At 36.7% G+C, this 10,744-nt stretch carries 12 protein-coding genes; 7 read left to right on the top strand and 5 right to left on the bottom strand.

Annotated features, from left to right (window positions below):
- Nucleotides 1–284 precede the first annotated feature (284 nt).
- The gene (locus GNT69_RS12280; protein WP_203555250.1) at nucleotides 285–1,085 is read left to right on the top strand and encodes an energy-coupling factor transporter transmembrane component T; all 801 of its coding nucleotides are present in this window, start codon (nucleotides 285–287) and stop codon (nucleotides 1,083–1,085) included.
- 208 nt (nucleotides 1,086–1,293) lie between these two features.
- On the opposite strand, the gene GNT69_RS12285 is transcribed toward GNT69_RS12280, so the two are convergent.
- From GNT69_RS12285 to GNT69_RS12300, 4 genes are all read right to left on the bottom strand, one after another.
- The gene (locus GNT69_RS12285) at nucleotides 1,294–1,503 is read right to left on the bottom strand and encodes a hypothetical protein (protein ID WP_203555251.1); all 210 of its coding nucleotides are present in this window, start codon (nucleotides 1,501–1,503) and stop codon (nucleotides 1,294–1,296) included.
- A gap of 244 nt (nucleotides 1,504–1,747) precedes the next feature.
- Nucleotides 1,748–2,044: a rhodanese-like domain-containing protein gene (locus GNT69_RS12290; RefSeq protein WP_203555252.1), complete on the bottom strand. Its 297-nt coding sequence runs from the start codon at nucleotides 2,042–2,044 to the stop codon at nucleotides 1,748–1,750.
- A gap of 23 nt (nucleotides 2,045–2,067) precedes the next feature.
- The gene (locus GNT69_RS12295; RefSeq protein ID WP_203555253.1) at nucleotides 2,068–2,430 is read right to left on the bottom strand and encodes a rhodanese-like domain-containing protein; all 363 of its coding nucleotides are present in this window, start codon (nucleotides 2,428–2,430) and stop codon (nucleotides 2,068–2,070) included.
- A gap of 29 nt (nucleotides 2,431–2,459) precedes the next feature.
- Nucleotides 2,460–2,939 (bottom strand): DsrE/DsrF/DrsH-like family protein, encoded by a 480-nt coding sequence (locus GNT69_RS12300; RefSeq protein WP_203555254.1) that lies wholly within the window; start codon nucleotides 2,937–2,939, stop codon nucleotides 2,460–2,462.
- A gap of 406 nt (nucleotides 2,940–3,345) precedes the next feature.
- Between GNT69_RS12300 and GNT69_RS12305 the strand changes: the two genes are divergently transcribed.
- Together GNT69_RS12305 and codA are read left to right on the top strand one after the other, a co-directional pair.
- Entirely contained in the window at nucleotides 3,346–4,257 is a 912-nt protein-coding gene (locus tag GNT69_RS12305) for a ferritin family protein (protein ID WP_203555255.1), read from the top strand.
- A gap of 249 nt (nucleotides 4,258–4,506) precedes the next feature.
- Nucleotides 4,507–5,772, top strand: a complete 1,266-nt coding sequence (codA, locus tag GNT69_RS12310) for a cytosine deaminase (RefSeq protein WP_203555256.1) — start codon at nucleotides 4,507–4,509, stop codon at nucleotides 5,770–5,772.
- Nucleotides 5,773–5,946: 174 nt separating this feature from the next.
- Here codA and GNT69_RS12315 read toward each other — a convergent pair whose 3' ends face one another.
- Nucleotides 5,947–6,501 carry a hypothetical protein gene (locus GNT69_RS12315; RefSeq protein WP_203555257.1) on the bottom strand — a complete coding sequence of 185 codons (555 nt, stop codon included), beginning with the start codon at nucleotides 6,499–6,501 and terminating at the stop codon, nucleotides 5,947–5,949.
- Nucleotides 6,502–6,707: 206 nt separating this feature from the next.
- Here GNT69_RS12315 and GNT69_RS12320 point away from each other — a divergent pair, with 206 nt between their 5' ends.
- The 4 genes from GNT69_RS12320 to ilvD all read left to right on the top strand — a co-directional run bounded on the left by GNT69_RS12320 (nucleotide 6,708) and on the right by ilvD (nucleotide 10,638).
- Nucleotides 6,708–7,136, top strand: coding sequence for a DUF2383 domain-containing protein (locus tag GNT69_RS12320; RefSeq protein WP_203555258.1), 429 nt, complete (start codon nucleotides 6,708–6,710; stop codon nucleotides 7,134–7,136).
- 304 nt (nucleotides 7,137–7,440) lie between these two features.
- Nucleotides 7,441–7,917 (top strand): YsnF/AvaK domain-containing protein, encoded by a 477-nt coding sequence (locus tag GNT69_RS12325; protein WP_203555259.1) that lies wholly within the window; start codon nucleotides 7,441–7,443, stop codon nucleotides 7,915–7,917.
- Between the two features lie 80 nt (nucleotides 7,918–7,997).
- Nucleotides 7,998–8,525: a YsnF/AvaK domain-containing protein gene (locus tag GNT69_RS12330; protein ID WP_203555260.1), complete on the top strand. Its 528-nt coding sequence runs from the start codon at nucleotides 7,998–8,000 to the stop codon at nucleotides 8,523–8,525.
- 424 nt (nucleotides 8,526–8,949) lie between these two features.
- Nucleotides 8,950–10,638 (top strand): dihydroxy-acid dehydratase, encoded by a 1,689-nt coding sequence (gene ilvD, locus GNT69_RS12335; RefSeq protein ID WP_203555261.1) that lies wholly within the window; start codon nucleotides 8,950–8,952, stop codon nucleotides 10,636–10,638.
- Nucleotides 10,639–10,744 lie beyond the last annotated feature (106 nt).

The raw sequence follows: 10,744 nt of genomic DNA on the forward strand, positions 1-10,744 counted from the left end.
TCTTATATGTTAAGAATAATTCACTATTTAGTGACAGTTTTCTTACACATTTTTTGAAACTACATTTTCTTTTCGAACATCTTCACAAATCTTGCCAACGAAACAATGCCTAGCATTAACGTAATGAACTAAAACAAAATATAAATAGAGTTACACTTTATACTTTTTAAACAATTAGAAATCTTTCAACTTTATTATTCACTTAATCTTCATTAATATCTGAGGCCTACAATTTCAAATGTACTATACTAAAATTATACAAAAAAATTATGGCAGGTATTGCTATGTCAGCAGATAATATTATTCTAACCAAAACAAACACACCAAAAATTGACAAGTCAATGAATATAGATGGGCTTATTAAGTTTATCATTGCCACAATGCTCGCTATCATGTCTTTTCTTTTAGAAAAACAGATTAGTTTAGTTATCCTATCTATTTACTTATTGATTGCTACTCTCGCTACAAGAATTAAATTCCGAACCTTATTAGTCAGTACTGCTTCCTATTTTATCATCGTCCTGATTCCTTATCTTTTTGGTTATTTGATGAGTGAGCTTCTCTATTTGATTACCAATAACCAATTATTTTCCTATAATAAAGAAAGCTATGAAGTCTTTCTGAGAATGTTTAGTTTGTTTGTTATTTGGTATGTGAGCATCCTGTATTTTCACACAACCCCGATGAAAACCGTAATTGGCCTACTGGATAAACTTCTTTTTCCATTAAAATTAATAGGCGTTCCTGTTAAAGACTACTTAAAAATAGTAATGTTTATCGTACAAGATCTTAAGGGGAAAGGTTTGGAAATAAAGGATAGGTTTTTAGATAATGCACGCTCGAGCATTGGCGGAAACAAAATAAAATTAAAAACGAAAATCAAAGGAATCTCTCATATCATCGTTTCCTTCCTTGTTAATTCTTTTGAAAGAATCAATGAGATCCAAAGCTCAATAGAAAACATGAATCATGAAGAGTTATATAATTACAAATTTAAAATATCGATAAGTGATATAGTTGTAGTTTTTAGCTTTATTTTATTAACTTTAGTCCTTTTACTAGTAGAAAAAGGATATTTATTTTAGGAAAAGCCATTCTTTCACAAAAACCTATATTAATATTAATGAATGATTAATTAAATGATCACAATTTTTACCTTTAACTACTTTTTTGATTTATCCTAAAGGAAATACATGACAATAGAAAAAGGCATATTGAGCAGCTAATACCCGCTCAATATGCCTTTTTTTATGCAAACCTTCCGATTGTCCCCTAAAAGAACGTCCCCAGTTCCTAACGAGATGTTTTCGGAGGTTGACACACATCACATTTACGTTGGTGATTATTTTTAAATTTCGTAAATGTTCTTTCAAAATTATTACCACATTGACATTTAAATAATAATTTCTGCGAAAAACCGTGATATTCAGTCGCTAGCAATTTACTTTCCGAGTTTTTCTCAACAAATTCTTTAATTTTACCGATTGTCCAGCGTTTATTCATTCGCTTACACCTCCAGATTTTTACGCTTGTGCGGAGGCTTTTCATGGCATCCAGCTTTTAAGTACAAGTCGTAATCATTCCAAGTTTTTCATTATACCATTAGTTGGTACACAATGAAACATGGATAAACAGAGATGTTTTAAAAAATATTCGCTCCAATGCGATGATGAGGAATTTTACGAAGGACATCAAGAGAACTTCAATCTCCCGAAAATACCAAATGGGGTATTATCTTTTCGAAAATTTACTCAATTGCTCCTTCCCAAGAAAGCATTCCACCTGTCATATTAACAGCATTAAATCCATGATAGTCTAGAAATTGTGTTGCTTGGCCGCTTCTTGCACCTGATCGGCACACTATGATATATTCTTTTGATTTATCTAACTCATGCAAGCGAAATTCAATAAGTCCTAACGGAATATTCACGGCGCCGGGAATTTTTCCAGCTACTACTTCATCCACTTCACGAACATCAATCATATTTAATTTCTTTCCTTCATTTAGCAATGTTTCAACCTTTTTAGCAGGTATTGCTTTCATTAATGATTTCCTCCTTCTTTTTATTAAAACCAGGCGTTCATGCCACCTTTTACATTTGTTACTTTTGTATAACCTAGTTTCTTTAATAGCTTACTAGCTTTTTGGCTCCTCATCCCACTCTGACAAATAACAATTACTTCTTTTTCTTTCGAAAATTCCTTCTCTGCCTTTTCAGCGAGCTGATGCAGTGGGATATTTTTAAATCCCCTAATGTGATTTCCGTTACATTCACCAGCTGTCCTTACATCTATAAAGCTTTTATGTTTATCTTTCAATTCATTTTTTAATTCTGCTGTTGATATATTTCGTACACCTTTAATTGGCATGAAACGATTTACTATAAAAAGAACAAAAAGAGCCATGAGTAAATAATTAACATATTCCAAGCTTAGTCCCTCCTATAATTTCTGGGCATTTAAATGAAAAGATTGACGTTCCCATCTTCAGCTTCTGCAAGATAGGCGGCAACACCTGCATATTCGATATTATCTAACAGTTCTTTTTCTTGCAGACCTAGTAAATCCATCGTCATCGTACATGCGATTAATTTTATATCTTGTTCCTGTGCCATTTCAATTAACTGCGGAAGAGGAAGTGCATTGTGTTTCTTCATCACTTTTTTAATTAACTTAGGGCCAAAACCAGCAAAGTTCATTTTCGATAATCCCATTTTGTCAGCGCCTCTAGGCATCATTTTCGCAAACATTTTTTCAAGGAACCCTTTTTCTACAGCCACACTTTCTTCTTTACGTAAGGCATTTAAACCCCAGAAAGTATGAAAGACTGTTACTTCATGATCATAAGCGGCTGCTCCATTCGCAATAATATAAGCTGCCATGGCTTTATCATAATCACCACTTAATAAGACGATTGTTGTTTTTTTCTTCTCTGTCACTTTTACGCCTCCAATCTATTTTTACCTACAAGGGTATTTATGTCGATATGCTTTTTACTATTACCCCTATAGGTATAATAATAAAAATAATCGAAGACGTCAACCCTTTTATCTTGAGGATGAAAGCTTCTTTCCTTTTGGTACTACGGGCAGTTTCCCCCACTTATCCTTTATCATTTTCTCAAAGCCTTGAAGTGGGGGTATTACTGCTCGTTAATTTGCGATAAATGTTATATAAAGTAGTTCTTAAATCCACTAGCCAATCTTCTGCCTTTCCTGCTGGGCGGCCAATGGAATCAAGGAGATTCAATTTGGACTAGGTATCGTCAGCAGCGCAGGGATCATGCACATTAACCAACTTTAAATACATATCATATGTTGACTGTTAGACTGAAGGAGGACAATCATGTATTCAAACCAACAATATTATGTTCCAGCTTATAACGACCTTTATCGGAATGCACTTGATACTCAACTTTTAAATGATATCCAAAAAGCAATTAATGCAGAGTATAGTGCTGTTGCTTGTTACGAGAGATTAGCCAAAATGGCACCAACACAAGAAGAAAGGAACATAATACTTGAAATACAAAAAGATGAAAAACGACATCTTGAAGAATTTAGTAGAATTTTCACAAATTTAACAGGGAGACAGCCATCTTATAAAATCATTGAGGAATGTCCAGACAATTATCAACCAGGCATTGAATTTGCCTTTAAAGATGAACAAGAGGCTGTAGATTTTTATTTAGATATCTCAGACAACGCACAAGATATGACCATCAAAGATAGATTCCGACGTGCCGCAGCAGATGAACAAAATCACGCTGTATGGTTTTTGGCTTTTTTTTCGAAAAATCAAAAGATAACGCATAACCAAAGGCAAATTGAAGACTATGGTGCTAAAGGGGCTTTAAATGCTTCTTCCTTATCCTTACCTCAAATGTTAATTTATGCCCTTCAGGACGAGTATTTAGCACAAGCAAAATATAATAACATTATTGAAACCTTTGGTAACGTAAGAACCTTCGTACAGATTAGAGAAGCAGAAATAAGACATATAAGTGCATTATTACCACTTTTCGACCGTTATCGAGTACCATTACCTAATGATATTTCTCAATACTTTGTTACAACTCCAGAAAATCTTAAGGCTGCATATGCTGCAGGCGTTCAAGGGGAAATCGACAACATCTCTATGTACGCTAGATTTTTATCACTAAACATCCCCAATGATGTAAGAATTGTCTTTTCTCAACTGCGTAATGCCTCTTTAAACCATCTAGCAGCATTTGAAAGAGGTCTTGCTAGGAATTAATTTCATTCACATATTATGGGGCGATTGCGTCGTCCCAATTATTTATTATACTTTACTATCGTGTAACGGAATGAATTACTCTTTATCAATTGGGGAATGAATATGATCTTTGAGCATACAAAAATATTTTGATTTATAATAAAGTTATTGTGCGATAAATTTACATAATGCAAAGGACTAGCAGGTGACATAAGGACCACCCTACTAGAGTAAAGAGATTTAAAACTTTAAAGGGAGATGTGATGAACAATGTTAATCAAAAATGCGAAATTATATGGCCAAGATGGAATCTGGGATATACATATAAAGGAAAATAAAATTTTTAAGATTACCCCTGCCGAGCAAGCAGCCGTTCCTGCAGATGAAAAGGTTATTGATGTGAATGGCAAAATGGTTCTTCCTCCATTTGTCGAACCTCACATTCATTTGGACTATGCATTAACAGCAGGAACACCAAGATGGAATCAATCCGGAACATTATTTGAAGGAATCCAAATATGGTCAGAACGTAAAAAAGTCGTGAAAGAAACAAAAGAAGAGATTAAAAATCGTGCAATAAAAGCGCTGCAAATGCAAATAAAACACGGGATCCAACATGTAAGAACACACGTCGATATTACAGACCCTAGTTTAATCGGTTTAGAGGCTTTATTAGAAGTCAAGCAAGAAATCAAACCGTATGTAAATCTCCAAATTGTCGCTTTTCCACAAGAAGGAATTTATTCTTATCCAAAAGGAGAGGAATTATTAGAAGAAGCGTTAAAAATGGGAGCTGATGTCGTTGGCGGGATTCCTCATTATGAATTTACGAGAGAAGATGGGGTCCGTTCCGTTCAAAAATCGCTTGAGTTAGCGTATCGATACGGGAAAATGGTCGATATTCATTGCGATGAGATTGATGACGAACAATCACGCTTTGTCGAAGTCGTCGCGGCCGAAGCCTATAAATTAGGGATGGGCGAACTTGTTACAGCTAGTCATACAACCGCAATGGGTTCTTATAATGACGCTTATACGTATAAACTGTTTAAACTGCTTAAGCAATCAAAGATTCATTTTGTTTCCCTGCCTAAAGCCAATTTACATTTACAAGGAAGATTTGATACTTATCCAAAACGCCGTGGATTAACACGAGTGAAAGAGCTTCTAGAGGCTGAGATAAATGTATGTTTCGGACTAGATTCTATAATGGATCCTTGGTATCCACTAGGCGATGGGAATTTAATGACAGTAGTCGATACAGGTTTACATGCATGCCATATGACAGGCTATAACGATATTGTCACTGCATTGAATTTAATTACAACGAATGGGGCAAAAACTTTAAATATCCAAGATACGTACGGAGTGAAAGAAGGCAATCCAGCAAACCTTATAATCATCGACTCAAGTTCAGAATACGATGCCATTCGCTGCCAAGCCCCTGTTCTTTACTCGATCCGAAATGGAGAAGTACTTGTTGAAACAATACCAGCAGAGACGGAGCTGAATATCCCTTTATTTGTAAATAAATAATCAACCTTATAAAGGGAAACTTTCATCAGAGGGGGTTTCTTCATCCCCCACTGATGGTTAGTTGTGTTTTACCTGCAACAATATTGTTGTACGCTTAATCATTTTTATAAAATTCTTTTCTCCGATCCTGAAAAACAGCGATCCTCCCCCTATCCCGGTCAACTTCCTGTAAATCTATTTCATTTCATTTTGATAAATCATCGCTGTAGCTTGGGCCTGTTGTAGTTTTTCTTGCGCATTTTGTACATCTTGTTGTTCTTTTTTGACTTGCTCTTGTGCAGTATGTAATTTTTGAATTTGTGCCTGCACCTGCTGTTGAGCTTGGAATAATTGTTGATTTTCCAATTGTAATTGCATATGAGCTTTTTGAACTTCTAACTGTGCTTGTTGTAGGTTTTGATTTCCTAGGGAAGCAACTGTTTGAAATGTTTGCAACTGTTGCTGTATTTGTTGCAATGTCTGTTGCTTGTCCTCTAAACTTATAGCTGTTTGTCCTTGCAAAGCAGTTATTTGTGGCTGTTGTAATGCTTGATTTCCTGTGGAATTAGCCACATTAGAATTTTGCAACTGTTGGTCTAGTTGTTGCATTACTTGTTCCATTTTTGCAATTTCAGCTAAATTTGTATTTGTTTGTGCTTTTATCATATTATCGGTCTGTTCGATAGATTGAATTGCTTGCTGAAGTTGTTGTTGATCCTGATTTTGTTGTTGATTTTGTTGTTCGGTCATCGTACAGCCTCCCTAAAAGAATATTTTTGTGTATTAATTGTCAATAAATATAGTGCGCATAATAAATTGGAACTATGCTAGTGCCAAAATTTGGAGGTGACTCGCACTACTCGAAACTGAAGATGGCCTTGTTCAATTAAAGGTTGAACCTTGCTACGAATATTTCAATCCAAAAGCTTCATAATAGGACAAAGGATGTGACAGGGATGACAAATGAGACGATTATTGAGGAATTAAATACTTTATTAAGAGGGACATACATGGGAATCCGTTCTTTTGAACATTATATTCAAAAGGTGGACGATAGCGAATTAAAGGAAAGCTTTCAATCGATGCAGCAGGATACTAAATTAAATGCCTTAAAAATTGCTGAACGAATTCAAAATCTAGGCGGAGTTCCAGCTGATGATGAAGGTGTCTCTGGGTCAATGCATAGTTTTATGCATAAAATCATGCTCTCTAATGACAAGCGAAAAATGATTGAGGATGCTTTAAAAGGAATGGATCGCTATGGGATTCATTATTCAGAGGAACTGGTAAAAGGAGACTTAGATTCGGAAAGTAAACGAATAGTTGAAGATGTGATTGATACGAACCGCCGACATGCTCAACAGCTAAACTATTTCCTGAATTAAAAACGAAAGGACCCGTTTGATAGTCCTTTTGCTCAAGGATTGTCGCTTTGGATATGGATAAAAAAAATTAAATAGCTATTAGTATTTTTTAGCATATAAAAATTGTAACAATAAGGAATTTCTCAGTAGACAAGATTTTGTTTATGGATATACAGCTTTTCCCCAGAACGTTTCCATAAACGATTCTCCTTCATACACCAATTGCCTATCCACTTTTTGACATAGATACTTAAAGCATATCTTTACTTCTCTAGGGAACATTATAAGTGTACAATCCAATCATGATCCTTAGGAGGTTTTCAGTATGGGCTTTTTTGATTTATTTAACGAAGAGGAAACTCAAAAGGAAACTAAAAAAAAGGGACTTGAAGTAAATCGCACAGCTGATACAGAATTTGCAACTGAGAACGTACATCTTGATCTTCGTAAGGAAGAATTGGATATCAACAAATATCGGGTGGAGACAGGCGACGTAACGCTTCATAAGGACATTATTGAGGAAGAAAAAGCAGTGGATGTCCCTGTATCACATGATCAAGTGGTCATCGAGCAAAGAGCCGTTGATCACGAACCAACAGATGAGCCAATTGTAGAAGAGGAAACCATCCACATCCCAGTAACTGCTGAAAAAATTGATGTAGATAAGCATACCGTCATTACGGGTGAAGTCTCCGCACATAAACGCCCTGTTCAGGAAACAGAACAAGTACGAGAAGTACTTCGAAAAGAAGTTGCAGATATTGAATCACATGGCAATACAGATATTATTAAAGAGGACTAATCTTTTCCCACCTACTTAACTTTTCGTTAAGTAGGTCTCTTTCCATCCCTTTTTATTTAAATTTAACATCAGGAGGCCCCATGGGAAAGTATATTACTATTAGTTCAATAATCGGTAGCATAATTAGTTGGTTAACAGGTTTTACAGTTATTACAGGCCTTATTTTAGGAGCAATAATTGGCGCCATTAGTTATACAATTGCTACGAGGAAAAATATTGGCAAACCGAATATAAAAACAGAGGATGATAAAGAGCAAACCCTACGATTAAGAGAAGAACAGCTGGACATAAAAAAAGAACGAGTACAAATAGGTGAGATAAAGGTTCATAAAGATGTTGTTGTAGAACAGAAAACGTTCACTGTTCCAATTAAGCGGGAAGAAATGGTAATAGAAGCAGGAGACGAGAACGAACTTCGAATTCCTTTGAAAGAAGAGGAAGTAATAATTAATAAACGCCCTGTTCAAGTAAATAAAGTTTCGATTACAAAACGTCAAATTGAAGAAACACAACAAATAAAGGAAAAGCTAAAAAAAGAAACCGCCCATATTGACGTTGCTGGGAATGCGGATGTCATAAAAAAAACATCCTCTCAGTCGAAAAACTAAACCATTAACCCCTATTCAGCTGGTATCAGGTGGTGGCGGCTCCCATACGTCTATTTCTACTTCACATTCTTCAAGTGACAATTCCCTAGGTATTTTGAAACACAAGTAACAAATCCTCAGGTATTTTGAAACACCATCGCAGCCACCTGAATCACAAACGATTAAGAAATATCCTGTAATACTGCATTACAATAAAGCACTTTTTCAAGAAATAAGTCCTTAAAAATTACATTCTTTAGCGATGTACACCCCTGCTACCTACACGATGAAGTTGAATGAATTGATGCTTTTTTGGTTATTTTAAAAAATAGTGTTTTTTTATTTGTTAACACTCCTAGTTATGAATCCTTCTACGGAAACATAATGAATTAGCAACTAACTTGAATTCACCTAATATGTTCACAATCGAAAGGAGCATCTAAATTTGACAAACTCAGAGAAAGACTTAAGAATACAAAGTCACGTTATTAGTGATGGAGAAAACCGGACGCCAAACAGAGCGATGTTAAGAGCTGTTGGTTTCACGGATGAGGACTTTCAAAAGCCAATGATCGGGATTGCAAGCACATGGAGTGAGGTTACCCCTTGTAATGTACATATTGACAAATTAGCCATTGAGTCAAAAAAGGGGGCGAAAGATAGTGGTGGTGCCCCGTTAATTTTTAACACGATTACCGTTTCCGACGGGATCTCAATGGGACATGTTGGCATGCAGTATTCTTTGCCGAGCCGCGAAGTGATTGCGGATTCAATTGAAACAGTAGTTGGAGCTGAACGTTTAGATGGATTGGTAGCGATTGGAGGTTGTGATAAAAATATGCCAGGGTGCATGATCGCTATTGGCCGTTTAAACATTCCATCTGTCTTTGTATATGGTGGTACGATTGCACCAGGAAACTTAGACGGGAAAGATATTGATATCGTTTCCGCCTTTGAAGCTGTGGGTCATTATAATAAACAGGAAATCGATAAAAAGCAACTAAAAATGGTCGAATGCCGCGCATGTCCTGGCCCAGGGTCATGCGGTGGAATGTATACGGCCAATACAATGGCCTCGGCAATCGAAGCACTAGGCATGAGCCTTCCTGGAAGTTCATCTAACCCTGCTATTACGGAGTTAAAGTTGAATGATTGCCATAAGGCCGGCCAAGCCGTGATCGAATTATTGAAGAAAGGGATTTTCCCACGAGATATCATGACAAAAAAAGCATTTGAAAATGCGATTACTCTTGTGATGGCCCTTGGGGGTTCAACGAATGCCATTCTCCATTTACTTGCAATGGCTCATTCAGTCGATGTTCCGTTAGAATTGGATGACTTTGAAAAAATCCGTCTAAAAGTTCCTCATATTGCTGACTTAAAACCGAGCGGAAAATATGTAATGCAAAACCTGCATGAAGTTGGCGGTGTACCGGCTGTTATGAAAATTTTACTTCAAGCTGGGCTTCTCCATGGAGACTGTCTAACTGTTACTGGAAAAACAATCGCGGAAAATCTGGCAGAATATCCTGATTTACAAAAAGGTCAAGATGTGATTCGACCGTTAGCTGACCCAATCCGCAAAACCGGTCCGCTTGTCGTACTACGAGGAAACCTTGCTCCTGAGGGCGCAGTAGCTAAAATGAGCGGCTTAAAGCTTGCCAAATTTACTGGCCCGGCAAGAGTATTTGATTCCGAAGAGGATGCAACCGAGGCTCTGTTACAGGATCGGATTCAAGAGGGGGATGTCATTGTCATTCGTTACTCAGGGCCCAAAGGTGGACCAGGTATGTCCGAAATGCTTGCGATTACTGCAATTGTCATCGGCAAAGGGCTGAACGAAAAAGTAGCCCTTCTTACGGATGGGAGATTTTCCGGGGGAACACACGGTTTTGTCGTTGGTCATATTTCACCGGAAGCGCAAACCGGTGGACCAATTGCGCTGTTGAAAGACGGGGATATCATCACCATTGATAGCGACACACAACAACTAACCTTTAATGTCACAAATGAGGAATTAGAAGAACGGAAAAAAACATGGAAACAGCCCCCTCTTCGCTATTCGCGCGGTGTTTTAAATAAATATGCCCGACTCGTTTCCTCTGCATCCAAAGGGGCTGTGACAGATTTATAACACCTCAAGGAGGCCTAATTATTGTCACCTACTTAACTTTAGTTAAGTAGGTTTCTTAAAGGGTATTGAACAACTTTGAATAACGACCGGTTTTTTTCTTAGTTTT

Source organism: Bacillus sp. B15-48 (assembly GCF_016879755.1).
Taxonomy (GTDB): Bacteria; Bacillota; Bacilli; order Bacillales; family Cytobacillaceae; genus Mesobacillus_B.

Coding starts and splice junctions, on each gene's coding strand:
- GNT69_RS12280 (WP_203555250.1), top strand. CDS start 285: ATGTCAGCAGATAATATTATTCTAACCAAAACAAACACACCAAAAATT.
- GNT69_RS12330 (WP_203555260.1), top strand. CDS start 7,998: ATGGGAAAGTATATTACTATTAGTTCAATAATCGGTAGCATAATTAGT.
- GNT69_RS12285 (WP_203555251.1), bottom strand. CDS start 1,503: ATGAATAAACGCTGGACAATCGGTAAAATTAAAGAATTTGTTGAGAAA.
- GNT69_RS12320 (WP_203555258.1), top strand. CDS start 6,708: ATGACAAATGAGACGATTATTGAGGAATTAAATACTTTATTAAGAGGG.
- GNT69_RS12315 (WP_203555257.1), bottom strand. CDS start 6,501: ATGACCGAACAACAAAATCAACAACAAAATCAGGATCAACAACAACTT.
- GNT69_RS12325 (WP_203555259.1), top strand. CDS start 7,441: ATGGGCTTTTTTGATTTATTTAACGAAGAGGAAACTCAAAAGGAAACT.
- codA (WP_203555256.1), top strand. CDS start 4,507: ATGTTAATCAAAAATGCGAAATTATATGGCCAAGATGGAATCTGGGAT.
- GNT69_RS12290 (WP_203555252.1), bottom strand. CDS start 2,044: ATGAAAGCAATACCTGCTAAAAAGGTTGAAACATTGCTAAATGAAGGA.
- GNT69_RS12305 (WP_203555255.1), top strand. CDS start 3,346: ATGTATTCAAACCAACAATATTATGTTCCAGCTTATAACGACCTTTAT.